The following is a 24,825-nucleotide window of genomic DNA, read 5'->3' as shown; positions in this document are numbered from 1 at the left end:
GTGTCGGACAAGGCTGAGGTGGTTCGGCCTCGGCTCGGGCGCTCGGGGCGCGTTGTCCCCAGGCCCTAGCTTGAGTTGGATCTTTTCTTGAGTAGAGAAGTAGTGCAGTACCAGTAATAGGGGCCGTGGATAGTGTGGACAGCCCGCGTTCTCGCAGGTGAGGCCGCGGATCTCTGTCCACGGGGGCTGTGCATCGGCGGTGGACGCGGCGAGCCGCGCTGGGGACGGCGAATCCGTCCCCACACGTCATCCTCACGTCATCCCCCGGTTGTCCACGAGTTTTCCGCAGGTTCTCCCCGGCCGCAGCGGCGGCCGGCCGTCGTGGCGGGGACCGGTCGGGGCCGTCCCCAGGACGTCCCCAAGGCTTCCCCAGCTTGTCCACGGGTTCGTCCCCATGATGCCGGGTGGCCGTCCCCAGGGCTTCCACAATCGGTCCACGAGTCGTCCCCATGTTGTCCGCAGGTTTTCCCCGGCCTTTCGGTCGGGATCCCCAGGGTTATCCCCAGGCTGTGCGTGTCGATCTTGGTTCGGGCGCCGTCCGGCACTGCTTCGAGCGGGCGTTCGAACGGGCCTGTGCACGATCCTTGTACACAGCCTGGGAAGGGCCGGACGCGGCCGTCCCCAGGCTTTTCCTCAGCGCTTGCGGGCCTGGTGCTTGATCCGTCCGGTGAGCTCCGTGACCTGGTTGTAGATCGCGCGGCGCTCCGCCATCAGCGAGCGGATCTTGCGCTCGGCGTGCATCACGGTCGTGTGGTCGCGGCCGCCGAACTGCTGGCCGATCTTCGGCAGGGACAGGTCCGTCAGCTCCCGGCACAGGTACATCGCGATCTGCCGGGCCGTCACCAGCATCCGGGACCGCGACGGCCCGCACAGGTCCTCGATCGTCGTGCCGAAGTACTCCACCGTCTGTGCCATGATCATCGCGGCGGTGATCTCCGGGCCGGAGTCGTTCGGGATCAGGTCCTTCAGGACGATCTCCGCCAGCTTCATGTCGACCGACTGCCGGTTCAGGCTCGCGAACGCCGTCACCCGGATCAGCGCGCCCTCCAGCTCCCGGATGTTCGTCGCGATCTGCGAGGCGATGAACTCCAGCACGTCCGGCGGCGCGGCCAGGCCCTCCTGGCGGGCCTTCTTCTGCAGGATCGCGATCCGGGTCTCCAGCTCCGGCGGCTGGACGTCGGTCGTCAGGCCCCACTCGAACCGGTTGCGCAGCCGGTCCTCCAGCGTGACCAGCTCCTTGGGAGGCCGGTCGCTGGAGATCACGATCTGCTTGCTCGCGTTGTGGAGCGTGTTGAAGGTGTGGAAGAACTCCTCCTGCGTCTGCTCCTTGCCCTCAAGGAACTGGATGTCGTCGACGAGGAGGATGTCGACGTCCCGGTAGCGGCGGCGGAACCCGTCCGCCTTGCCGTCGCGGATCGAGTTGATGAAGTCGTTCGTGAACTCCTCGGAGCTGACGTACCGGACCCGCGCGCCATTGAACAGGCTCTGCGCGTAATGGCCGATCGCGTGCAGCAGGTGCGTCTTGCCGAGACCGGAGTCCCCGTAGATGAACAGCGGGTTGTACGCCTTCGCGGGCTGCTCGGCGACGGCGACGGCCGCCGCGTGCGCGAACCGGTTCGAGGAGCCGATGACGAACGTCTCGAACGTGTACTTCGGGTTCAGCCGGGCGTGCTCGGACGCGCCGGCGCCCTGACCGCCGCCACCCTCGCGCGCGCCCCCAGGGCCGCCCGATCCGGCGGAGGCGGGACCTCCGGGGCCGCCGGGCCCGCCTGGACCTCCCGGTCCCGAGGGGCCGCCTGGTGCGGGGACCGGTCCACGGGAGTCGGACGCGTCGTCGTCGCGGAAACCGCCTTCACCGCGGTACGGCGGCTCGTCACCCCGGTACTGCTCGGACGCCGGGTACTGCTCCGGCCCTGTGTACGACTTCTCCGCGCTGGGGAACTCCGTCTTGTACGACTCCTCGTCGTGTCCCAGCGGAGGCTCGGCGGAACCGTGCTGAGGCTCCCGCCCGAGGGGTTCGCCGCGCCCCCCCGGACGCAGCGGGCCGAGGGTCCGGTCGTTGAGATGCGACGGCGCGTGCGGCGGCCGTCCGGGAGGCTCGGCCCCGTACCCCTCCGAACCGCCGAATCCCTCCTGGCCGCCGAATCCCTCCTGCGGACGGCCGCGCCCCGGGAAACCGGGGACGTGGCCTCGGTCGTAGGAGGACGGCCCACGGCCGCCCGGACCGGCGCCGTACGCAGGGGGACGCGGAGCCGGAGGGAACGGCGCGCCGTGGTCGTTGTCGCGCTGCGGCCATCCACGGTCGTCGTCGCCCTGTGGATATCCACCGGGAAGGCCGGGCCTGTGGGTAACTTCGGACGGCGCGCGATACCCCGGGTCGCCGAACGGCTGCTCCGGATACGAGCGGTCGCCGTAATCCTGACGCTCCGAGTAAGGAGAGTCGCCGTACGGCTGCTGATCCGTGTAGGGCCGGTCGCGGTCCCGGTCGCGCTCGCGGTCCTCGAGCGGCCGTTCGCCATAAGAAGGAGGTGCGGACTCGTGCAGCCCGCCGCCGCCGGGTACGGGCGCCGGCAGCGGCTCGCCCGACCCCGCGCGGGACCCGCCGCCCGGACCGGGCCCGGGCACCGCGGGCGGCTCCGGCTGGACCGTCACCGCGACACGGATCTCCCTGCCCAGCTCATGGGAGAGCGCCTGCGTGATGAGGTTGCGCAGCCGCGTCTCCAGGGCGTCCTTGGCGAACTCGTTCGGCGCCGCGAGCAGCGCCGTCCCCTCCACCAGGGCAAGCGGGCGGACCATCGGCAGCCATGCGCGGTAGCTCGGGGACAGATCGCTCTCAGACAGTGCGGTGAGGGTGCGGGCCCAGACCGATCCGAGATCCTGACCGTCCATGCGCAAGGTCCCCTCCCCACAACTCCGGTCAACGGAGTACCTGACTGCCCGGCTCTCCCACGGGTTGCGGCCCGCCTCGTTGGGCACGGCCGCGACGCGGAAGCCTTACTCTCTCACGAGTTGTCCACAGAGTTGTCCACATGCTGTGCATAGGCATGCGGGACCCTGTGCAAAACTCCGCCGCTGGGGCGGGAGACGCGGGGACGGGAGGTCTCCGGCCACTTCGGCGGCCGGTGCGCGGGCGGTTCTCTGACGGGGGGTTCGGCGGGCGGAACACCGACTGCGATCCAGATCGTCACAGGAATGTCGGCGTGCCCGGAAGGACGACCCTAACCCCTGCCGATCGCACCCGCAACACGAAGCCGCCGGCATCCACACGGCCCGGCTCCCGCACGCCGGCCGCCCCGTCAGAGAACCGTCCGCACGCCGGCCGCCTGGCGCAGGGCCGTGCTCGGGGCGGGGTGCTCGGCCCGGGGGTGCCGTGCTCGGCCCGGAGTGCCGCACTCGGGCAGGAGTGCCGTGCTCGGGCCGGGGTGCCGCACCCGGACGGAACGGCCGACGCGGCCGCGAAGGCGATGATCCGTTTGACCCGGCGGGCGGATAGCCCGTAACGTGCTGAGGTCGAGTCGCATCGACGGAGGTGACGCGTGCCCGCCGGTCGTCCGCCCGGACGGCACGGGTGGGCCCCCGCTGCGGGGGACCGAACGCGGGCCCTCGATGCGAGCTATCGAGCCTTTCTAGTCGAACCGACCGCAGCACTGGAGCCTCAAAGTGAGCAAGCGTACATTCCAGCCGAACAACCGCCGCCGCCACAAGAAGCACGGCTTCCGGCTGCGGATGCGCACGCGCGCCGGGCGCGCCGTCCTCTCCTCGCGGCGCGGCAAGGGCCGCGCCCGCGTCGCGGTCTGACCGACCTCTCTCATGCTGCCGTCCGGGCACCGGATGCGGCGGCGGGACGACTTCTCGTTGGCCGTCCGGCGCGGACGCCGCGCCGGACGGCCTAACGTCGTCGTCCACCTGCTCCGCAGGGAAGAGGACGCCGAGACCGCCGGCCCGGCGCTGGTCGGGTTCATCGTGGCGCGCAACGTCGGCAACGCCGTCACCCGCAACGCGGTGCGGCGGCGCCTCCGGCACCTCGCGCGCGGGCACGTGGACCGGCTTCCACCGGGTAGCCTGCTCGTAGTGCGCGCCAACCCCCGCGCGGGCGAGGCGCGCCCTGACGATCTGGCCGCGGATCTCGAGTCGGCGCTCGACCGGCTGCTGCGGCCCGCGTCCAAGGGGCGGAGATGAGGAACCGGCACGGGAAACCGTTCACCGACCAGCGCCCGGCGACCACCCCTGGTCCGGTCGCCGCGGTGTTGATCCTTCTCGTCCGCGCCTACCGCCGCTTCTTGAGTCCCCTGCTCGGGCAGCAGTGCCGCTTCACCCCGACCTGCAGCACCTACGGCCTCAAGGCCCTCCAGGTGCACGGGGCGGCGCGCGGCACGTGGCTGACGGTCCGCCGGATCGCGCGGTGCCACCCGTTCCACCCCGGCGGCTACGACCCGGTGCCGCCGAAGAAGACGCCCTCCGCGAAGGCGAAGGCGGCTTCTTCGAACTCCGGCCGCGAGGAGAGCGGCCCCGCCCTAGCAGAGCCCAAGGAGCTGCCCGGTGCTTGACTGGCTATACGAGATCGTCTCTCAGCTCATCGTGTGGATTCACGCGGGGCTGAGTGTCGTCTTCCCCAAGGACAGCGGATGGGCGTGGGGCGGCTCGATCATCCTGCTGACCGTCATGCTGCGGCTCATCCTCGTGCCGCTCTTCGTGAAGCAGATCCACGCCTCACGGAAGATGCAGGAGCTGAACCCGAAGGTTCAGGCGCTGCGCAAGAAGTACAAGAACGACAAGCAGCGCCTCAACCAGGAGGTCATGAAGCTCTACCAGGAGAACGGCGCCAACCCGCTGTCGGGGTGCCTTCCCCTGGTCGTGCAGATGCCGGTCTTCATCGGCCTGTTCCAGACCCTCAAGCGGATCTCGGACGCCAAGCCCGGCCACGGCGTCTTCGCGATGTCGGCGGACCTGGTGCAGAGCGCCCAGCACGCCAACATCTTCGGCGCGCACATCCCGGACACGTTCCTGAACGCCTGGAGCGACAAGACCTGGGGCGCGATCGTCGTCACGGGCATCGCCGTGGTGATCAGCTCCTGCACGACGTTCTTCACCGTCCGGGCCAGCATGAAGCGCCAGCCCGCCGCGGCGGCCGACGCCAACCCGATGATGCAGGCGCAGAAGATGATGGTCTTCCTCGCGCCCCTGTTCGGCCTCTTCGGCCTCGGCTTCCCGCTGGGCGTCCTCATGTACTGGGTGACGTCGAACAGCTGGACGCTCGCGCAGCAGCACTACATCTACAAGCGCTTCCCGCCGCCCGGTGAGAAGGCGGACGACACCGCCACCGCCAAGCCCGCGCCGGGCGGCAAGACCACCGGGACGAAGACCGCCGCGAAGCCCGGTGCCAAGGCCGCGGGAGCCAAGACCGGGGGCGCGAAGGCGGCCGCCGGCAAGAACGGCCAGGCGCCGTCCGGGATCAAGGCCAAGCTCAAGAAGGAGCCGGAGCCCGCTCCCGAGCCCGAGGACACCAAGCCCAAGGTCGTCCGCAACCAGCCGACCCGCAAGCCGCGCAGCAAGCGCAGCGGAAGCCAGAAGCGCTAGTTTGGACCTCTGTCCTCGCCGAAGAAGGAGACCCCGTTGAGCCAGACCGACACCACCGAGGTCGACGTCCAGGCCCTCGAGCAGGAAGGCGAGATCGCCGCCGACTACATCGAGGGCCTGCTGGACATCGGTGACTACGACGGCGACATCGACATGGACGTCGAGGGCGAGCGCGCCATCGTCGCGGTGGTCGGCGCTTCGCTGGACGAGCTGGTCGGCAAGCGCGGCGAGGTTCTGGAGGCGCTGCAGGAGCTGACCCGGCTGGCCGTGCACCGGCAGACCGGCAACCGCACCCGGCTGATGCTCGACATCGGCGGCTACCGCGAGCGCCGCCGCGCCGAGCTGACCAAGCTCGGCACCGACGTCGCCGACGAGGTCAAGCAGGCGGGCGAGCCCAAGCCGCTCGCGCCGATGACGCCGTTCGAGCGGAAGATCGTCCACGACGCGGTGGCGGCGGCCGGCCTGCGCAGCGAGTCCGAGGGCGAGGAGCCCGACCGCTACGTGGTCGTCTACCCGTCCTGACGGATCTCCGCCCGGCGAACGCAGGACGCGGTTTCCACAACCGACAGCCAGACCACCGAACGGCCCCGGCAGACACCAACGCCGGGGCCGTTCGCATGCCCGGGCGACCCGGGGGTGTGCTGTGAGGTGGGGCGGGATGCCTGGCATAGCGCGGGACCTGGGGCTGCGCGGGACGCGGCACGCCGCGGGGCGTGGGGCGGCGTGGGGCGTGGGGCGGCGTGGGGCGTGGGGCGGCGTGGGGCGTGGGGCGGCGTGGGGCGTGGGGCGGCGCCGGATGCGGGGTTGCGTGTGAAATGAGGTTGCGGGGCGGCGCGGGGCGCGGGGTTGTGCGGGGCGCGGGGTTGTGCGGGACGCGGGGTTGCTCGGCCATGGCGCGGGATCGCGTGCCATGGCGCGGATTGCTCGGCTTGGTGCGGGTTCGCATGGTGTGGATTGCTCGGCATGGCGCGGGCTGTGGATTCCTCGGATCGCGTAGGTGTGGGCGTGGACGTGGACGCGAGCTTGATGTTGAATAGAGGCCCCTCCCGCCCGGGGGCGGACCCGCATATCCCCATGGTCAAGCCCCGCCGCCTCGTGGGGGAACTGGAACGTAGTTCTGTGGATAACCCCGCATCGAACTCTCCTGTTTCCCCAGGTGATCTTCCGGCGGGAGACGATCCGGAGCGACGCTGGTCGGCCTCCAATCGCCGCAGGTGAGGGGCTGTAGCCGGATGCCCGGGTGACTGGACGCTGCTCGTCTGAGCCTTGAAGCCCTGTGGATAAAGGGCCTTGTTATCCACAGGTGGGGAGAGCTGGGGCCGACGAGAGATGGCGGCTTGTCGGGGACTGGCCGGATGGGGCGGCTTCAGCCGAGGGCCGAGACGTCTCAGGCAAGCGGCCGGGTGCGGGACGTCACGTCACGCAGGCGGACAGGGCGGGGCCCCGCGCCCTGACCGGCGCGGGGCCCCTGGAACCCGGTGTGCACCGCCGCCCAAAGCACACCGGGCTGGTCTATCGGTCGGACGAGTCCGGGTCGGTGGTCGCGGCGAACGCCGCCCGGCTCCGTCCGGACGGTGACGGCGGCACCGCCCGGCGGACTGCGATCACCTGCGTCCGCGCGGCGTCCGTCCGTACACGCTCCGCTCGCGCGGCGCGGGGTCGCGGAGCGGGTCGACCGCGTCGGTGTCGACCGCCGTGTTGTTCTCCTCGGCCGGGTCCTGGGCCCGGGCGGGATCCTGCGAGAACGCGGGGTCCTGCGCGGCGTGCCCGTGCGCCACCCCTTCGTCCGCGGGGTGCTCGACGACGCGTTCGACGCGCTCGGCGGGACGTCCCGGAGGGGCGGGGTCCTCGATGATGTGCTCCTCCCGCACCACGGTGCCCGGCTCGTCCCCGTAAGCCGGGTCTGCTCCGACCACCCGGCCGGCGCGGCGCCGCGGGCGCGTGTACCTGAGGGTGAAGGCCATGCTCACGGCCCCGACCACGATCAGAATCCAGCCGACAAGGTGGATGTCGACGCCGGAGAGGTCGACGCGGAGGGCGAACGCGAGGATCGCTCCGATGGCGATGAACGCGAGACTGACTCCGATTCCCATGGCTCGGAGCTCCTTCCAAGGGGGGCGACACCGTCCCTCTACCCGGCGAGCGCCGAATATGCGGCAGGACATGTGGTTCTTGCCATATCGCAAGGAGCGGGCCTCGTCAGAGGGGGTTCGTCCCTTGAAAGCGTCATGCGGTTGCCTCCGGGGACGTTGCGTGTGTACGCCGCCACGCCGTTTTATGGAACGATTCGTACGGTGGGGATTGCACGCGAGGTTTTCGGGGAAACACTGCCGGTTGCAGAGCGCTACGCGGCGTTCCTCGCCGACGCGGGCGTCGAACGCGGGCTGATCGGCCCGCGCGAGGCCGACCGGCTGTGGGAACGCCACCTGATCAACTGTGCGGTGGTGGCCGAGGCGATCCCGGCGGACGCCCAGGTCGTCGACATCGGATCCGGTGCCGGACTGCCCGGCATCGTGCTCGCGATCGTCCGGCCCGACCTGCGCATCACGCTCCTGGAGCCGCTGCTCCGGCGGACCACGTTCCTCAGCGAGTGCGTCGAGATGCTCGATCTGCGGAACGTCGAGGTCCGCCGCGCCCGGGCCGAGGACGTCACCAAGGAGTTCTCGGTCGACGTCGCGACGGCGCGCGCGGTGGCCCCCCTCGAACGTCTCGCCAAGTGGGCGCTGCCGCTGCTGCGGCCCGGCGGCGAACTGCTCGCGCTGAAAGGCGAGCGGGCCGCCGCCGAACTCGAGGAGGCCGCGCCCGTTTTGCAGCGTTTCGGAGTGCGGCAGACCGAACTGCTCCAAGTCGGGCGCGGTATGGTCGACCCGCCGACAACGCTTGTCCGTGTGGTCGCCGGCAGGCCGGCGGACCGGAGTGCAGCGGCCGGGCGACGACAGAGCGCGCCCCGACGCGCTGGAAGGTCGAGGAAGAGGTCTTCATGAGCACGGGACCAGGACTGGGACGGCCTGACCGCGCCGACGAATCCCCCGACGAACAGCCGCCCGGCCCGGGCGGGACCGGTGCCGCCGAGCCCGCGCGGGAGATCGCCGCGGGTCAGGGCGCGCAGGCCGACGAGGGGACGCGGGGGGACGCCGGCGCCGCGACGACGCCGGCGGCCGCGCCCTCGGGGCACGCAATGTGGGGTAACACGACGTCCGGTACCGCGGAGAACGTCGGCTACGTGCCGACCAGCGCCGGCACACAGCAGGCGGGTTCGCGCAACGGACCATCTCAGGGGGAGTCAGAACTCGTGCGCGAGGCGCTCAAGGACGCCAAGGTTTCACATGAAACAGCGGTCACCGCCCTCAAGGCGATGTCCGGCCGCAGGGAACGCGAATGGCCGCGGCCGGACCGCTGCCGCATCATCACCATCGCCAACCAGAAGGGCGGGGTGGGCAAGACCACCAGTTCGGTGAACCTCGCCGCCTCGCTCGCCATGCACGGTGCGCAGGTGCTCGTCGTGGACCTGGACCCGCAGGGCAACGCGTCCACCGCCCTGGGCGTCGACCACCACGCCGAGGTCCCGTCCATCTACGACGTTCTCATCGAGGACATGGCGCTCGCCGACATCGTCGTCGCCGCCCCCGAGATCCCGAACCTGTACTGCGCGCCCGCGACGCTCAACCTCGCCGGCGCCGAGATCGAACTCGTCTCCAAGGTCGCCCGCGAGTCGCGGCTGCGCCGAGCGCTGGACGCCTACGACACCGACAAGTTCGACTACGTGCTGATCGACTGCCCGCCGTCGCTCGGCCTGCTCACCGTCAACGCCCTCGTCGGCGGCGACGAGCTGCTCATCCCGATCCAGTGCGAGTACTACGCGCTGGAGGGCCTCGGGCAGCTCATCCGCACCGTCGACCTCGTCAAGGCGCACCTCAACCCGAAGCTCAGGGTGTCCACCATCCTGCTCACCATGTACGACGCCCGGACGCGGCTCGCCGCGCAGGTCGCGGACGACGTCCGCAGCCACTTCGGGGACGTCGTCCTCAACACGGTGATCCCCCGCAGCGTGCGCGTCTCCGAGGCGCCGAGCTACGGGCAGTCCGTCATGACGTACGACCCGGGTTCCAGCGGCGCCCTCGCCTACAGCGAGGCGGCCTCGGAAATGGCCCATGGAGGGGCGAGGAAGTGAGCCAGCAGCGACGCGGTCTGGGCAAGGGGCTCGGTGCCCTCATCCCCACCGCCCCGCCCCCACCGCCGGCGGACGACCCGTCCGGCGCGGGCGGAACCGGCGCCCTGGGCGGCCCGGGCTTCCCCGGCGGCCCGAACGGCCCCGGGCAGGACGGCGCCGCGAGCCCGGACGTCCAGCCGGTCGCCGGCGCGCATTTCGCCGAGCTCCCCGTCACGTCCATCACCGCGAACCCGCGCCAGCCGCGCGAGCACTTCGACGAGCAGGCCCTGGAGGAGCTCGCCGAGTCGATCGGCATCGTCGGGCTCCTCCAGCCGATCGTCGTCCGCCGGGCCGACTCCGGCGAGCACGACTACGAGCTGATCATGGGCGAGCGCCGGCTGCGCGCCTCCCAGATGGCCGGGCTGGACGTCATCCCCGCGATCGTCCGCGACACCGGAGACAACGATCTGCTCCGCGACGCCCTCATGGAGAACCTGCACCGCCAGCAGCTGAACCCGCTGGAGGAGGCGGCCGCGTACCAGCAGCTGCTGCAGGACTTCGGCGCCACCCACGAGCAGCTCGCCGGACGGATCGGCCGGTCCCGCCCGCACATCACCAACACGCTTCGCCTGCTGAACCTGCCGCCCGCCGTCCAGCGCCGCGTCGCCGCCGGCGTGCTCTCGGCGGGCCACGCCCGCGCGCTCCTCTCCCTCGACAGCGTCGAGGCGCAGGAGCACATGGCGCAGCGGATCGTCCAGGAGGGCCTCTCCGTCCGCGCCGTCGAGGAGATGATCGCGCTCCGCGAGGTCGAGGACGCGCCGAAGGCAACCCGGCAGGGCCGCCGCAAGAAGCCCGTCGCCCCTGGACTCCAGGAGCTGGCCGACCGCCTCTCCGACCGCTACGAGACCAAAGTCCGCGTCGACATGGGGCGCAACAAGGGCAAGATCGTGGTCGAGTTCGCCACCCTGGAGGACCTCGACCGCATCATCAAATCGATGGCCCCCGACGACGACCGCCCCGGCGAGCCGTAGCCTCCCGCTCGCCGTCCCACCAGCGCCCCGGAACACTCTTCCGGGGCGCTTCGCTTTCCCGGGCGCGGCACGTTTCCCGTGAAACATCGGCCGCCCGCCCGCATGCAAGGCCGCCCGCCGCGTGGGCGCCTCCTCCCGCCGTCCTCCCCCAGTCGCCTCTCCGCCCCGGACCGCCGGCACCGGACGTGGGCAGCGTCCCCGCATCGTCGTTTCCCGTGAAACATCGATGCCTCGGCGAATCCCCCGAGCTGCACCTGCGGGCTGCCCCCGGGTGTTCCTGCGCGGCCACCGCTGTCCGCCACGACCCCGCCTTCACCGGTGATGGCGAGACTCGGCACGGCGCCACCCAGCGAGCGGCAGCCCTGCAGACCCATCGGGCGAGCGATGGCGCGGGCGTCCATGGAAGACGGGCGGTGAACGATGGTCACCTGGAGCCCCGGATGCGTATGAGTGAACTTTGGCCATCCCCATATCCCCTCCTTCCTCGGCGGCTCGCCAGGCGCTGCGGCCGATCAGCCCTGGCGGGCGATTCCGTGTGCGAGGAAGTGGGCGGCATGGCTCACCGCGGCCAGAGGCGGGGAGGGGAGGCGGTTCTCCGGATGGCATCCCCGGCGGGGCGTGTAGGGAGGCTGCGTTGCCGAGCCGCGGCGCTCACCGGGAGCGCGCTGTCGATGCCTGCTGTGCCGTTTGGTGTTCCCCGGCTAATCCTGAGCTTGTCGCCGCCTGCTGTTGGCCGGCCGCTGCGTTGCTCGGGAGGCTTTGCTCCTCGCCCGCTCTCGGTCGGCCTGGCATCTGCGCCCAGTTCTTGCCGAGCGCTACTCGTGGGGCTGGGAGAGTGCCGGGCCGCCTGGCACTTGCTCGGCTCTTCGCCGGGCTGCCCTCGCAGTCACCGCTGTGCCCCCTGCTGTCTGGTGGCGAGCGGGCCGGGTGAGAGGGAGGGGATGTTTCACGGGAAACGTTGGCGGGGGCTTGGGGAGGTCGAGTGTTTCCCGTGAAACATCGGTCAGGCGAACTGGGCCAGGAGGAGGTCGCGGCAGACCTCGCCGAGGTCGAGGCCGGCGACGCTGACGGCGCGGGGGAGGAGGCTCGTCTCGGTCATGCCGGGGGCGACGTTCACCTCGAGGAAGTGGACCTCGCCGTCGGCGTCGACGATGAGGTCGGTGCGGGAGAGGTCGCGGAGGCCGAGGGCGCGGTGGGCGGTGACGGCGGCGGCGGTGGCGCGGTCCGCGGCATCGGGGGTGAGGCGGGCCGGGGTGACGAACTCGGTGTCGCCCGCGTCATAGCGGGCGGTGTAGTCGTAGCGGCCGCCCGGCGCGACGATCTCGACGGCGGGGAGCGCCTGGGGGTTGCCGTGGCGCTCGATGACGCTGACGGCGATCTCGGTGCCCTCGACGTAGCGCTCGACGAGGGCGGCGTCGCCGTAGGCGAAGCAGCCGACCATGGCGGCGGAGAGCTCGGACGGCTCGTGCACGACGGACGCGCCGAGCGCGGAGCCGCCGCGGGTGGGCTTGACGAAGAGGGGGAGACCGAGCCCGCGGATGATCTGGTCGAGGACGGACGCGGCGCCGAGGTCGTGGAAGACCTCCTTGGGGAGCGCCACGGAGTCGGGGGTGCGCAGGTCGGCCTGGCGCACGACGGACTTGGCGGTCGGCTTGTCCCAGGCGACGCGGCAGGCGTCGGCGCGGGCGCCGACGTAGCGGACGTCGAGGAGGTCGAGGACGTCGCGGATCGAGCCGTCCTCCCCCGCGGCGCCGTGCAGGACGGGGAACACGGCGTCCGGCGGGTCGTCGGCGAGGGAGTCCAGGAGCGTGGCGTCGGCGTCGCGTAGTTCGACGGGAATGTCGAGGGCGCGCAGCGCGTCGGTGACGCGGCGGCCGGAGCGCAGCGAGACCTCTCGCTCGTAGGACAGTCCCCCGGCGAGGACGACGACGTGCCCGAGTTCCACAGCAGGTGCCCTTCTGGCGGTAGGAGCGGCCACGAAAAACGCGCCGGCTCCCAGCATGGGGGAGCCGGCGCGGTTACGCGAAACCGGGTGGTATCCGTTCAGACGATGCCCGGGCCCGGGGTGTGCACACCGCCCGGGCCGTCGTGCTCGACTCCCCCGAAAGTGTCCCGCAGCCTGATCTCCTTCTCCACCACCGCGGCGAGGCGGCGGACGCCTTCGCGGATGCGGTGCGGTTCGGGGAAGCAGTAGGACAGGCGCATGTTGCGGCGGCCGCCGCCGTCGGCGTAGAACCCGGTCCCCGGGACGTAGGCGACGCGGTCGGCGATCGCGCGGGGCGCCATCGCCTTGGCGTCGAGGCCCTCGGGAAGGGTGAGCCAGACGAAGAAGCCGCCGGCGGGGCGCGTCCAGGTGCAGCCCTCCGGCATGAGCTGGTCGAGGGCGTCGAGCAGGGCGTCGCGGCGCTCCCGGTACAGCTCGCGGAAGTCCTTGATCTGCTCGCGCCACGGCTGCGTGGCGAGGTACTCGCGGACGGCGAGCTGGGAGAAGTTCGACGGGCACAGGATCGCGGACTCGGCGGCGAGGACGAGCTTGGCGCGCACCGCGTGCGGGGCGAGGACCCAGCCGACGCGGAGGCCGGACGCGATCGTCTTGGAGAACGAGCCGAGGTAGATGACGCGGTCGGGGTCGTCGGCGCGCAGCGCCCGCATCGGCTCGCCCTCGAAGCCGAGGAGGCCGTAGGGGTTGTCCTCGACGATCAGGACGTCGTGTTCGGCGCAGATCTCCAGGATCTGGGCGCGGCGGGCGGTGGTGAGGGTGACGCCGGCGGGGTTCTGGAACGTGGGGACGGTGTAGAGGAACTTGACGCGGCGGCCCTCGCGGCGGAGCCGGTCGAGGGTCTCGCGGAGCGCGGACGGGATCAGGCCGCCCTCGTCGAGGGGGACGTGCACGACGTCGGCCTGGTAGGCGGCGAAGGTGCCGAGCGCTCCGACGTAGGAGGGGGCTTCGGCGAGGACGACGTCGCCGGGATCGACGAAGATCTTGGTGATGAGGTCGAGGGCCTGCTGGGCGCCGACGGTGACGACGACGTCGTCCGCGGAGCCCTGGACGCCTTCGAGCGCCATCACGTCGCAGATGAGCTCGCGGAGGGTCTCGTCGCCCTGCGCGGAGCCGTACTGGAGGACCTCGGCGCCCTTGCCGGCGACGAGGTCGCCGATCATGGATCCGACGGCGTCGAGGGGCAGCGCGGACACGTAGGGCGCGCCGCCGGCGAGGGACACGACCTCGGGGCGGGCGACCATCGCGAACAGAGCCCGGATCTCCGACGGCACCATGCCGGCGGCGCGGGCGGCGTAGCGGTCGCTGTAGGCATCGGTTCGCGAGTGCTGTTCCACGAGGCACCTCCGGTGGGGCTGGCTTGACCGCAAAGTTACGGCATGGGCTCCGGGGGGATCGGGCGAACCCCGTACCTCGCGTGTCGGCGGTTCCCGCATCTGGTGCGCCGCCCGGCCGCTCGTCCCCCGTCCGATACGATGCCCGAGGATCCCGGTTTGTTGCCGGGAACTTCCGCGCAAGTGGGCGATCCGCCCCGAAGGTCCCGGCCGCGGCGGGGGTCTTCGCCCGGCGGACGAGGATGCCAGCAGGGGGTGCCGGCCCGGTGTCGCGTCGTCTCGTCAACATCACGCTGGACAATCTGGACGATCTTCCGCATCGCTGCCGCGGGTGCGTGTTCTGGGAACTGGATCCGGTCAGCCGCGACCGGGCGCACGCGAGCGGCGGCGCGGCGCTGGAGAAGGAGGCGTGGATCTCCTCCACGCTGCTGGAGTGGGGCTCCTGCGGCAAGATCGCGTACGTGGACGACGTGCCGGCGGGGTTCGTGATGTTCGCGCCGCCGCTGTACGTGCCGCGGTCGGTGGCGTTCCCGACGAGCCCGGTGAGCGCGGACGCGGTGCTGCTGATGACGGCGCACATCCTGCAGGAGTTCGCGGGCGGCGGGCTCGGCCGGATGCTCGTGCAGGGCGTCGCGAAGGACCTGACGCGCCGGGCGGTGAAGGCGATCGAGGCGTTCGGGGACCTGAAGGGCGAGGAGGGCGGCTGCATGGTGCCGGCCGACTACCTGCTGTCGGTGGGGTTCAAGACCATCCGCCCGCACCACCGGTACCCGCGGCTGCGGCTGGAGCTGAAGTCGGCCCTGTCGTGGCGTGAGGACGTCGAGGTCGCCCTGGAACGGCTGCTGGGCTCCATGACCCCGGAGGGCGCGCTGCGTCCCGTCTGAGACGCGTTCAGCCCTTCTCCCGGCCGGTTGGTGCGTCCGGTACCGCCGAGGTCCGGCGGCGCGGCCGGGTGGGGCCGGCGCGGTGAGGCGGCCTGGACCGGCCACGGGCAGCCCGCCCGTCCCGAACCAGAAGGCGTGTTCCGCGGTCTAACCTCAAGCCCAGGTCGGGCATACGCGGACGCACCCCGGGAGCAGCGATGCAGCCAGTCGGTCCGCTGGGCGAGCGCGATCCGCGGCGGCTCGGCGGCTTCGAGATCCTCGGCAGGCTGGGTGCGGGCGGCCAGGGCGTTGTGTACCAGGGGCGGTCCGGGGGCGGGACGCTCGTCGCGATCAAGGTGCTGCACGAGGGGCTGGTCTCCGGCCGGGAGGACCGCAGCGCGCTGGCGAAGGAGCTGGAGGTCGCCCGGCGGGTCGCGCCGTTCTGCACGGCCCAGATCATCGCGGCCGACCTGGACGGCGACCGGCCGTACGTGGTGAGCGAGTACGTCGACGGGCCGTCCCTCCAGCAGGTCGTCCGGTCGGACGGTCCCCGGACGGGCAACGCGCTGCACCGGCTGTCCGTCGCGACGGCGACCGCGCTGGTGGCCATCCACGAGGCGGGCATCGTGCACCGCGATTTCAAGCCGGCCAACGTCCTCATCGGGGCGGACGGGCCGCGGGTCATCGACTTCGGGATCGCCCGCATCGTCGAGGCGAGCACGACCGTCTCCGGCGGGCTGATCGGCACCCCGGCCTACATGTCCCCGGAGCAGGCGGCGGGGCGGCGGGTCGGCCCGCCGAGCGACGTCTTCGCCTGGGGCGCGGTGATGGCGTACGCCGCGCTGGGACGGCCGCCGTTCGGGACCGGCCCGCTGCCCGCGGTGATCGCGCGCATCACCCACGCGGACCCGGATCTCGGCGATCTCCAGGGGCCGATGCGGGAGCTGATCCTTTCCTGCCTCGACAAGGACCCCGCGCGCAGGCCCACCGCGCACGCGCTGTTGATGCGGCTGATCGGCGCGTCCGGCCGTCCGGCACTGGAGAACGGCCCGTCCGAAGGCTCCACCCCCCGAAGTCCTGTGCCGGGCGGGTCCGCGACGGTGAGTTCGCTGCCGGGCGGGCCGGCGCCGGTGGGTTCGCGGCCGGGCGGGGAGGGGCCGTCCACCGGGACGTCCGCGTCGGAAATGCCGCGCGCGGAGACACGGCGGGCTCAACAGCCCGCCGCACCACCAGAACCGGACCTGTCCGAGCCGACCAGAGACCCGGGTCCCTCGCGATACCCGTCGGCGCCGCCCGACCGCCTTGTGGCGGCGCGTCCCGGGCGGGATTTCGGCATGCGCCGGTGGACGTGGCTGGCCGTGGCCGCGGGCATCGTCGTGGTGAGCATCGTGACCAGCGGTTTCGTGCTGTTGCAGAACGTCCGGAGCGACTACTACGTCGGCGCGGAGGACGGCAAGGTCGTGCTGTACCGCGGCACCAGCCAGAAGGTGCCGGGCATCAGCTTGTCCCGCAAGGCCGATCAGCAGCCGAACCCGCCGATCCTGCTCGCGGATCTGCCGCAAGACCTGCGGGCGCAAGTGGCGGGCACCTACACGGTGCACGGCCCGTCCGCGCTGGACGAGCTGCGGGCGCAGGTGTGCAAGTACGTTCTGACCGAGGAGGGCGGGAAGGTCGTCATCATGAAGGGGGTGGGGCAGCCACGGTGCGCGGCGCGGAAGATCGTCAACAGCGACATCCCGCTGAGCGGGCTGTCCAGGCCGGACGCGGCGGCGGTGACGAACGGCTCCCTGGCGTTCCCCGGGCAGCAGGCGGCGGAAGCGAAGCTGAGGGAGCTCAACGACCACCTCAACGCCTGCAGGACGAACCCGTCCGGCCAGGACTGCCCGAATTCCTGACCTGCGTGGACGGCGCGCGGCCCGGTACCGCAGGGTACCGGGCCGCGCAGGTGGTGCTCGCGGGCGGCGAGGGCGGGGCACGCCCCGGCCCCCAGGGCCGCCACCTGGGATCAGATGAACTCGGCGAGGTCGCGCAGCAGGGCGGCCTTCGGCTTGGCGCCCATGATCTGCTTGACCACCTCGCCGTTCTTGTAGACGTTCATCGTCGGGATCTGCATGACGCCGTACGTGGCCGGCACCTGCGGGTTCTCGTCGATGTTCAGCTTGACGATCTCGATCTTGTCGCCGTGCGTCTTGGAGATCTCCTCCAGGATCGGCGCCACCATCCGGCACGGGCCGCACCACTCGGCCCAGAAGTCGACCAGGACCGGCTTGTCGCTGTCCAGGACCTCGGAGGCGAAGTCGGCGTCGGTCACGGCTTTCATGGTGTCTCCTTCGGTAACGGGCCCGGCGCGGTTCTCGGGCGCCGGGCCGGGCGTGCGGGCCCGTGCGGTCGGCTCCCGCGGGCCCGCGGTCAGGCCTGGGCCTGCGGGACGGTCTCCGCGGCGCCCTGATCCTGGAGCCAGCGCTCGGCGTCGATGGCCGCCGAGCAGCCGCTGGCGGCCGCGGTGATGGCTTGACGGTAGATGTGGTCGACCACGTCGCCACAGGCGAACACGCCGGGAATCTTCGTCCGGGTGGTCGGGGCGTCGACGAGGAGGTACCCGTCGGCGTCGGTCTCCAGCTGGCCGGTGAACAGCTCGCTGCGCGGGTCGTGGCCGATCGCGATGAACAGGCCGGTGATCTCCAGCGGCGTCCGCTCGTCGGTCTTGAGGTTGCGGACCTGCACGCCGGTGACCCGGTCCTCGCCGTCGATCTTCACGACCTCGCTGTCCCAGAGGAAGCGGATCTTGTCGTTGGCGAACGCCCGGTCCTGCATGATCTTGGACGCGCGGAGCTCGTCGCGGCGGTGGATGACGGTGACGGAGCGGGCGAACTTGGTCAGGAAGATCGCCTCCTCCATCGCGGTGTCGCCGCCGCCGACCACGGCGATGTCCTGCTCGCGGAAGAAGAAGCCGTCACAGGTGGCGCACCAGGACACGCCGCGTCCCGACAGCCGCTTCTCGTCCGGCAGGCCCAGCTCGCGGTAGCCGGAGCCGGTCGCGACGATGACCGACTTGGCCAGGTACGTCTCGTCGCCGACCTTGACGACCTTCGGGTCGGCGGCGAGGTCGACCTCGGTGACGTCGTCGGTGACCAGCTCGGCGCCGAACCGCTCGGCCTGCTTGCGCAGGTTGTCCATCAGGTCGGGGCCCATGACGCCGTCGGGGAAGCCGGGGAAGTTCTCCACGTCGGTGGTGTTCATCAGCGCGCCGCCGGCGGTCACCGACCCCTCGAACAGCAGCGGCCTCAGGTCGCCGCGGGCCGCGTAGATCGCGGCCGTGTAGCCCGCGGGGCCCGAGCCGATGATGATGACGTTACGGACGTCGCTCACTGTTGTGCGCCTCTCCTCTTGGCCTTCGGTGGCCTCACCGCACGGCCTGCCAGTCGCGTCAACCGATCCTAGGGCCAGGGGATTCCCGGCACGTTCGGCCCTTCCCGTGACCTGCCCCGCAATGCGCCGCCGACCCCTCCCCGGGCCGTCGTCCCGGCGGCCCCGGAGGCGGTCCGGTGCGGCCATAGGGTGGTGACCATGGCACGCATTCTGCTTCTCCACTCGATGTACGGGCTGCGTCCGGCGGTGCACCAGGCGGCGGACCGGCTCCGCGCCGCGGGGCACGAGGTGACCGTCCCCGACCTGTACGGCGGCCGGGTCGTCGACACGCCGGACGAGGGCGTCGAGATCAAGGAGGAGATCGGCCGGGACGAGCTGCTGCGCCGCGCGGTCGCGGCGGCGGCGCCGCTGCTGGACGGCGACGGGCTCGTGTACGCGGGGTTCTCGCTCGGCGGGTCCATCGCGCAGAACCTGGCCCTCGGCGACGACAGGGCGCGGGGCCTGCTGCTGATGCACGGGACATCCGACCTGCCCGACGACGCGTCCACCGAGATCCCGGTGCAGCTGCACGTCGCCGACCCCGACACCTACGAGCCGGTCGACTGGCTGAACGCCTGGTACCTGCGGATGCGCAAGGCGGGCGCGGACGTGGAGGTCTTCCGCTACCGGGGCGCCGGGCACCTGTTCACCGATCCGGACCTGCCCGACTACGAGCCCGAGGCCGCCGAGCGCGCCTGGACGATCGCCCTGGACTTCCTGGCGTCGCTGTAGCGGGCGGTGCTTGTGGCGGGCGGTGCCGTGACGGGCGGCGGATCGTCGTAGGCGCCGTGCATAATCCGGGCCATGGCTTACGACCGGGATCTGGCCGAGCTCATCCGCGAGCTGACGGCGGGTGAGGAACGCGTCACCGAGCGGCCGATGTTCGGCGGCCTGGCCTTCCTCGTCGGGGGCAACATGGCGGTCGCCGCGAGCCGCCAGGGCGGCCTGCTGGTCCGGCTGGACCCGGGGGAGGCCGCGGAGCTGGAGGACGGCGACCGGGTGCGCCCGATGGTCATGGGCGGCCGCGAGATGCGCGGCTGGCTGCACGTCGACGCGGACGCCGACGACCGGGCCGGGGACGTCGGACGGTGGGTGGCCCGCGGTGTCTCCTACGCGCGGTCGCTTCCCGCCAAGGACAGGACCAGGCGGCGCTGATCGTCAGGGGCCCGCGGTCCGTCGCCGCGGGCCGTCCGGTGCCCGCTGCCGGGCGGGGGCGGGCCCCCAGGCCGCCCCCTGGACGTCGTTCAGGCCGCGCGTCAGGCCGGCTCGTGGTCGAGCACGTGCGGGTCCTGCGCGCTGCAGTTCGGGCCGACGACCCAGACGTCCCAGCCACCGCCCGCCTCGCCCTGGAGCGCGATCACGGTCGCGGCGCGCCCGTCGTACCTGGCCTGGTCGACCAGGGCGGGCGTGCGGCCATGGGTGACGCCGGTGACGCAGCCGGACATCTGCGCGGTGGGCGGGGATCCGTCGAGCCGCAGCTCCTGCCCCTTGCCGAGCAGCCGGTCGACCTGGCCGACGACCTTGCCGGCCCGGTACTCGGTGCCGCTGCGGGTGACCTTGAAGGTCCCCTTGACCATCGTGGACTCCGACGGCGCGGCCGAGTGCGGCGCCGCGCCGGCGGACAGGCGCCGCGCGTTGTCCCCCTGCGGCGGGGTCGACGCCTGGCTGCCGCTGCCGTCCGAGCCGTCCAGCGCGATCTTGCCGACCGTCGCTCCGCCGCCGAGGACGACGATCGTCGCCGCCGCGGCGGACAGTATCCGCCAATGCCGCCTTCCGCGCCGCTGCTCCATGCTCACCACGGTGGCGTTGTGCATCGACTCCGCCGCGATGGCGGTGTCGATGCGCTCGGCCAGCGAGGGCGGCATGGACGGCGCGGGCGCCTCCGCCAGGATCCGGGAGACGTCCGCAAGGTCGGCGGAGCGGTCCCGGCACTCGGCGCAGGAATCGAGGTGCGCGTTGACGGAGGCGGCCTGGTCGTCTTCGAGCAGTCCTTCGGCCAGGTCGGCCAGGATGTCGTAGTCAAGATGTGCGGGGTTCACTTGGGCATGCCACCTCCTTCCACACCTCCGACGTTTTTGGAGTCGCGTCGGTTCCGGTGGTGGGTCAGAAGTGGCGCGAGCCGCGCCCGGCCCCGCGCGCAGCGGCTCTTGATCGTCCCCGGCGGGACCTCCATCACCTCGGCTGCGTCGTCGACGGAGTAGCCCATCATGTCGACCAGCACGAGCGCGGCGCGCTGCTCGAACGGGAGCTGCTCCAGCGCGGTGCGGACGTCCAGCGACACCCCGTGCGCGTCGGTCGGGTCGGGCATCTTGGGCGCGACGGCGTCGAACGTCGCGTCGTCGCCCATCGGGGTGGCCGGGCGGACGGACTTGCGGCGGATCCGGTCCAGGCAGGCGTTCACCACGATCCGGTGCAGCCAGGTCGTGACGGCGGCGTCGCCGCGGAACCGGCCGGCGGCGCGGAACGCCGACAGGCAGGCGTCCTGCAGCGCGTCGGCGGCCTCCTCCGGATCGCCGAGGGTGCGCAGCGCGACCGCCCACATCCGGTCCCGGTGCCGGTGCACCAGCTCCGCGAACGCGTGCGGATCCCCCTGGGCGTGGCGGGCGAGGAGCTCCTTGTCGGGGACCTCGTCGACTCGACGCATGCTCACCGACGTCATGAGCGACCGCTTTCTCGTACGGGCCGCCCCGCCGGTGCCGGGCGGCTGCGACCGGCTGCGGCTGCTCGGGTGGTCACCACGGTTTCCTGGGGGCGAGGGGACATGGATGCTCACTGGCACGATACAGACAACCGGCAGCTCACGTCACAGGTCGAGACGGCACGGAACGTCCCGGCGCGGGCGGGTGCGGCCCGCCGCGACGCGGTCAGCCGGCCGTCCCGGAGACGGAGATCTCATTGAGCTTGCCCTTGAAGCCTTCGGGCAGCCGGGTGAACCAGACGAGCACGTACTGGCCCTGCACCGCCGGGTTCGCCGCGAACGTCAGCTCGCCGCCGTTGCAGGACTGCTCGCCGACCGCCTTCATGGCGCCCGGCGCGCGGGAAGCACCGATCTTGACCTGGAGGGTTCCGCCGCTGGCCGGGCAGTTGACGCGGATCGTCGACACCTTGGCGGGAGTGCTCAGGGTCAGGGTGACGCCGAGCGCCTTGAGGAAGTTCCCGAACTGCTCGCTGTGGTAGGTCTGCGTCTCCCACACCGTGCCGGGGTCGCCGTCGATGACGGCCGAGGGGTTCTTCTGGCTGGTCCCGTCGAGGTGCTGGTCGGCCGGTTTCTGCGTGGCGGACGCGTCCTGGATCTTCAGCTTCACGGTCGTGGGCCGGGGCGGCGCGCTCTTCTGGCCCTGGTCGGTCTTCTGGCCCTTGGCGCCGTGGTCGTCGCCGGAACCGCCGCCGGACAGCGCCCACGCGCCGAGCCCGACGATGACGGTGAGGGCGGCGGCGGCAACGCCGAGCAGGGCCCGGTTGGCGGGCTTGCGAGCGGGCGACGCGATGGTCGGGGCGTTGGACGGGGGCGCCGGCGGAGGCGTGTCGTACCGGCCGCGCGGCGGCGGGACCTGCCCGGACTGGGCGGGCGGCGCGGGCTGCGCATGCTGTGCATGCTGTGCATGCTGCGCATGCTGCGCGGGCGCACCGCGCGCGCGCCTGCCGGGCCCGCGTGCGTCCTGGCCGTGCGCGGGCCGGGGCGGGTCCTGGACGGGGGGCTGGTGCGGCTGCGTCGTCGCGGCCGTCGAGGGGGTCGCGGGCCGCTTGGGCGCCGCCGGACGCGGGGACGGCGCCGTGCCGAGGCCCGCGAACAGCGGGAGCGGGGTGCGCGGCACGCCGCGCAGCGCCTTGGCCAGCTCGGAGGGCTCGGTGAGCGGCTCCGCGGTGCCGATGCCCAGGCAGCGGCACACGATCGCGTCGATCGCGTGCGAGATGCCGGCCTGCACCTGCCGGGGGGCCTGCGCGACGCCGTCCGCGGCGGGCGCGGCGGGCAGGTCGGAGCGCTCCTCGTCGCCGGGCCAGTGCGCGGTGAGCGCCGCGTACAGCATCCGGCCGAGGCCGCGGACGTCCTCGGCGGCGGGGTCGTCGGAGTAGCGGTCGCCGAGCACGGCGTCGGTGGCGACGCCGAGCAGCTTGACGGTGCCGCCGGTCGTCCAGACGAGGTCGCGCGGGGAGAGGCAGAGGTGCGCGAGCCCGGCCGCGTGCGCGGCGGCGATCGCCTCGGCGGCCTCGTACAGCAGGGTCGCGGCGCGGCCCGGCTCCAGGGGGGCCTTGGCGAGCATCTGCTCCAGCGTCTCGCCCGCCACCCACTCGCTGACGACGTAGGCGCTCTCGCCGCTGTCGTCGGCGTCGAACACCTGGGTGAGGCGGGGGTCGGTGAGGCGGCTGGCGGCGCGGGCGGAGGTGACGACCTCGCCGATGCGGGGGAACTCGGGGTCGAAGGTGCGGACGGCGACGGCCCTGGCCAGGATCTCGTCGATGGCCTTCCAGAGCGAGGACCCGCCCGAGTCGCTGATGCGCTCCTCGAGCCGGTAGCGGCCGGCGAGACGCGTGCCGGGTTCGATCACTGACGTGCTCACGGCAACGTCCTGCGCAGGTGGTCAGATCCCATGTTCGTGGCGTGGCAGCTTACGCCTCCGACCCTCCTCTTTGCGTTCCCCAGGGTGTCAGCCCGCAAGCCGTAGTCCCCCACATGGTAGTGGTTCGAACACGGGAATGGCGGCGTGATCCGGGCGCGTCCCCCTCACTTTGCCACGACTTACCGGCGTCCGCCCGGCAACCTGCGCGCGAACGTGGCGATCGTCGCCTGAACCTCGTCGACCCGCAGCAGTTTGGCGAACACCAGGTACAGCAGCCCGCCGCCGCCGGCGCCCACCACCAGGGTGATCAGAGCGGGCAGCAGCGTGTCGGTGCCGATGGCCGCGTCGGCGACGGCGTGCACCGCGTACGCGAACCCGATCAGCGGCCAGATCGCCACCAGCAGCTTCAGGTGGCCGCCGGCGATGCGGCGGCCGTCCATGCCGCCGAGCTTGCGGCGCAGCACCAGCCAGCACACGAGGGTGCCGACGGCGTTGGTGACGGCGTACCCCCCGGCCATGCCGACCACGATCCACTTGACGCCGAGCAGGTTGTAGGCGGCGAACGCCAGGATGATGTTGGCCGTGACGGACACCGCGCCGATCAGCGCGGGCGTCCGGGTGTCGCCGAAGGAGTAGAAGACCCGCAGCATCAGCTGGTAGGTCGAGAACGGCACCAGCGCGATCGCGAACATCTGCATGACGCGGGCGATCACCAGGGCGTTGTCGGCGCTGGTGTTGCCGTGCGCGAACAGCACCGTGGTGATCTCCGGGCCGAGGACCAGCATCAGCGCCGCCGCCGGCATGATGATCACCGAGGAGAGGCGCAGCCCGCTGGAGAACGCCGACCGCACGTCCGCGATCTTCCCCTCGGCGGCGAACCGGCTCATCCGGGGCAGCAGCGCGGTGATCACCGAGACGCCGACGATCGCGTACGGCAGCTGGAACATCTGGTAGGCGGTGAAGTACGGGGTGTACCCGTAGCCCTCGCCGTAGCCCTTGGCGGCCCCGAGGTCGCCGGCCCGGTTGGCGAGGGCGGTGACGACGGCGAGACCGGCCTGGGTGGCGACGACGTACACCAGCGTCCACCCGGCCATCCGGCCGACCGCCCCGATCTCGCCCCGCTTGAAGTCGAGGCGGGGCCGCCACCGGAACCCGGCGCGGCGCAGCGACGGCCACAGCGCGACCGTCTGCAGCACGATGCCGCCGGTCGTGCCGGCCGCCAGCACCATGAACTCGGTGTCGGAGATGCTGGACGGGTCGACCTTGCCGGCCGCCATCGCCAGGAACACGCCGCCGACGCCGATCACGACGATGTTGTTCAGGATGGGCGCCCACATCGGGGCGGCGAAGCTGTTGCGGGTGTTGAGCATCGCGCCGGCGAACGCGCCGACGCCGTAGAAGAAGATCTGCGGCAGGAAGAACCGGGCGAACATGACCGCGATGTGCCGCTGGTCGCCCTTGTAGCTGCCCGCGAGGACGTCGATGAACAGCGGCGCGGCGATCACCGCGACGACCGTCAGGACCGCGAGGCCGATGACCGCGAGCGTGAACACGCGCTGCTCGTACTGGTCGCCGTAGGCGCGGTCGCGTTCCTTGGCCCGCACCAGCAGCGGCACGACGACGCTGGTCAGGATGCCGCCGAGGAGCAGGTCGTAGATCTGGTTCGGGATCGTGTTCGCGGTGTTGTAGGCGTTGGCGAGCGCGCCGGTGCTCAGCGCCGCGACGAGGACGGCGGTGCGCAGGAAGCCGGTGACGCGGGACACCAGCGTGCCGACCGCCATGATCGCGCCGGAGCGCAGGATGCCTCCGGACGCGGCCTTGCCGCCGTCTGCGCCGCCGTCCGCGGGGGGCGGGACGTCCACGACGGTCTCGCCCATGGGGCCGCCCCCGCCGGGGAGCGGGAT

At 72.0% G+C, this 24,825-nt stretch carries 22 protein-coding genes; 12 read left to right on the top strand and 10 right to left on the bottom strand.

The window, feature by feature from the left end; genetic code table 11:
* Positions 1 to 633 precede the first annotated feature (633 nt).
* The gene (gene dnaA / locus J4557_RS07950; protein ID WP_208265761.1) at positions 634 to 2,889 is read right to left on the bottom strand and encodes a chromosomal replication initiator protein DnaA; all 2,256 of its coding nucleotides are present in this window, start codon (positions 2,887 to 2,889) and stop codon (positions 634 to 636) included.
* 771 nt (positions 2,890 to 3,660) lie between these two features.
* On the opposite strand from dnaA, the gene rpmH reads away from it, so the two are divergent.
* From rpmH to J4557_RS07925, 5 genes are read left to right on the top strand one after another with little or no spacing between them, the layout of a single operon-like run.
* Positions 3,661 to 3,798, top strand: coding sequence for a 50S ribosomal protein L34 (gene rpmH / locus J4557_RS07945; RefSeq protein ID WP_151593908.1), 138 nt, complete (start codon positions 3,661 to 3,663; stop codon positions 3,796 to 3,798).
* A 12-nt stretch (positions 3,799 to 3,810) separates the two neighbouring features.
* On the top strand, positions 3,811 to 4,179 hold the full coding sequence (rnpA, locus tag J4557_RS07940) for a ribonuclease P protein component (RefSeq protein WP_208265760.1): 369 nt from the start codon (positions 3,811 to 3,813) through the stop codon (positions 4,177 to 4,179).
* On the top strand, positions 4,176 to 4,547 hold the full coding sequence (gene yidD, locus J4557_RS07935; RefSeq protein ID WP_208265759.1) for a membrane protein insertion efficiency factor YidD: 372 nt from the start codon (positions 4,176 to 4,178) through the stop codon (positions 4,545 to 4,547). Before rnpA ends, yidD begins: the two co-directional genes overlap by 4 nt.
* Complete coding sequence (gene yidC, locus J4557_RS07930; RefSeq protein WP_208265758.1) at positions 4,540 to 5,577, top strand: membrane protein insertase YidC; 1,038 nt, start codon at positions 4,540 to 4,542, stop codon at positions 5,575 to 5,577. Before yidD ends, yidC begins: the two co-directional genes overlap by 8 nt.
* A gap of 36 nt (positions 5,578 to 5,613) precedes the next feature.
* Positions 5,614 to 6,099: a Jag family protein gene (locus tag J4557_RS07925; RefSeq protein WP_190857646.1), complete on the top strand. Its 486-nt coding sequence runs from the start codon at positions 5,614 to 5,616 to the stop codon at positions 6,097 to 6,099.
* Positions 6,100 to 7,181: 1,082 nt separating this feature from the next.
* Here J4557_RS07925 and J4557_RS07920 read toward each other — a convergent pair.
* Complete coding sequence (locus J4557_RS07920; RefSeq protein ID WP_208265757.1) at positions 7,182 to 7,670, bottom strand: DUF6458 family protein; 489 nt, start codon at positions 7,668 to 7,670, stop codon at positions 7,182 to 7,184.
* Positions 7,671 to 7,871: 201 nt separating this feature from the next.
* On the opposite strand from J4557_RS07920, the gene rsmG reads away from it, so the two are divergent.
* The 3 genes from rsmG to J4557_RS07905 all read left to right on the top strand — a co-directional run bounded on the left by rsmG (position 7,872) and on the right by J4557_RS07905 (position 10,758).
* Entirely contained in the window at positions 7,872 to 8,561 is a 690-nt protein-coding gene (rsmG, locus tag J4557_RS07915) for a 16S rRNA (guanine(527)-N(7))-methyltransferase RsmG (RefSeq protein WP_307799531.1), read from the top strand.
* A gap of 371 nt (positions 8,562 to 8,932) precedes the next feature.
* Positions 8,933 to 9,748 (top strand): ParA family protein, encoded by an 816-nt coding sequence (locus J4557_RS07910; RefSeq protein ID WP_208265814.1) that lies wholly within the window; start codon positions 8,933 to 8,935, stop codon positions 9,746 to 9,748.
* A complete protein-coding gene (locus tag J4557_RS07905) occupies positions 9,745 to 10,758 on the top strand; it encodes a ParB/RepB/Spo0J family partition protein (protein WP_208265755.1) in 1,014 nt (337 codons plus the stop codon). The genes J4557_RS07910 and J4557_RS07905 overlap by 4 nt, the downstream gene beginning before the upstream one ends.
* 1,003 nt (positions 10,759 to 11,761) lie before the next feature.
* On the opposite strand, the gene J4557_RS07900 is transcribed toward J4557_RS07905, so the two are convergent.
* The gene (locus J4557_RS07900; RefSeq protein WP_307799520.1) at positions 11,762 to 12,703 is read right to left on the bottom strand and encodes a D-alanine--D-alanine ligase family protein; all 942 of its coding nucleotides are present in this window, start codon (positions 12,701 to 12,703) and stop codon (positions 11,762 to 11,764) included.
* Positions 12,704 to 12,801: 98 nt separating this feature from the next.
* On the bottom strand, positions 12,802 to 14,034 hold the full coding sequence (locus tag J4557_RS07895; protein WP_208265813.1) for an aminotransferase-like domain-containing protein: 1,233 nt from the start codon (positions 14,032 to 14,034) through the stop codon (positions 12,802 to 12,804).
* Between the two features lie 323 nt (positions 14,035 to 14,357).
* On the opposite strand from J4557_RS07895, the gene J4557_RS07890 reads away from it, so the two are divergent.
* Positions 14,358 to 14,975 carry a GNAT family N-acetyltransferase gene (locus J4557_RS07890; protein WP_208265753.1) on the top strand — a complete coding sequence of 206 codons (618 nt, stop codon included), beginning with the start codon at positions 14,358 to 14,360 and terminating at the stop codon, positions 14,973 to 14,975.
* Between the two features lie 197 nt (positions 14,976 to 15,172).
* On the top strand, positions 15,173 to 16,849 hold the full coding sequence (locus tag J4557_RS07885; protein WP_208265752.1) for a serine/threonine protein kinase: 1,677 nt from the start codon (positions 15,173 to 15,175) through the stop codon (positions 16,847 to 16,849).
* A 110-nt stretch (positions 16,850 to 16,959) separates the two neighbouring features.
* On the opposite strand, the gene trxA is transcribed toward J4557_RS07885, so the two are convergent.
* A complete protein-coding gene (trxA, locus tag J4557_RS07880; RefSeq protein WP_208265751.1) occupies positions 16,960 to 17,274 on the bottom strand; it encodes a thioredoxin in 315 nt (104 codons plus the stop codon).
* Between the two features lie 89 nt (positions 17,275 to 17,363).
* Positions 17,364 to 18,323: a thioredoxin-disulfide reductase gene (trxB, locus tag J4557_RS07875; protein ID WP_208265750.1), complete on the bottom strand. Its 960-nt coding sequence runs from the start codon at positions 18,321 to 18,323 to the stop codon at positions 17,364 to 17,366.
* A gap of 198 nt (positions 18,324 to 18,521) precedes the next feature.
* Here trxB and J4557_RS07870 point away from each other — a divergent pair, with 198 nt between their 5' ends.
* Together J4557_RS07870 and J4557_RS07865 are read left to right on the top strand one after the other, a co-directional pair.
* A complete protein-coding gene (locus J4557_RS07870) occupies positions 18,522 to 19,094 on the top strand; it encodes a dienelactone hydrolase family protein (protein WP_208265749.1) in 573 nt (190 codons plus the stop codon).
* A gap of 72 nt (positions 19,095 to 19,166) precedes the next feature.
* Positions 19,167 to 19,517, top strand: a complete 351-nt coding sequence (locus tag J4557_RS07865) for a TfoX/Sxy family protein (protein ID WP_208265748.1) — start codon at positions 19,167 to 19,169, stop codon at positions 19,515 to 19,517.
* Between the two features lie 101 nt (positions 19,518 to 19,618).
* Here the strand turns inward: J4557_RS07865 and J4557_RS07860 are convergent, their stop codons facing one another.
* The 4 genes from J4557_RS07860 to murJ form a co-directional block, all read right to left on the bottom strand.
* The gene (locus tag J4557_RS07860) at positions 19,619 to 20,401 is read right to left on the bottom strand and encodes an anti-sigma factor family protein (protein ID WP_208265747.1); all 783 of its coding nucleotides are present in this window, start codon (positions 20,399 to 20,401) and stop codon (positions 19,619 to 19,621) included.
* Positions 20,398 to 21,021 carry an RNA polymerase sigma factor SigM gene (sigM, locus tag J4557_RS07855; RefSeq protein ID WP_190857618.1) on the bottom strand — a complete coding sequence of 208 codons (624 nt, stop codon included), beginning with the start codon at positions 21,019 to 21,021 and terminating at the stop codon, positions 20,398 to 20,400. Before sigM ends, J4557_RS07860 begins: the two co-directional genes overlap by 4 nt.
* A gap of 205 nt (positions 21,022 to 21,226) precedes the next feature.
* Positions 21,227 to 22,921, bottom strand: a complete 1,695-nt coding sequence (locus tag J4557_RS07850) for a protein kinase family protein (protein ID WP_208265746.1) — start codon at positions 22,919 to 22,921, stop codon at positions 21,227 to 21,229.
* 179 nt (positions 22,922 to 23,100) lie between these two features.
* A complete protein-coding gene (gene murJ / locus J4557_RS07845; RefSeq protein ID WP_208265745.1) occupies positions 23,101 to 24,798 on the bottom strand; it encodes a murein biosynthesis integral membrane protein MurJ in 1,698 nt (565 codons plus the stop codon).
* Positions 24,799 to 24,825: the final 27 nt, after the last annotated feature.

This window comes from Actinomadura nitritigenes, from assembly GCF_017573545.1.
GTDB lineage: Bacteria > Actinomycetota > Actinomycetes > Streptosporangiales > Streptosporangiaceae > Spirillospora > Spirillospora nitritigenes.
This window is presented reverse-complemented; position numbering and strand designations above follow the sequence as displayed.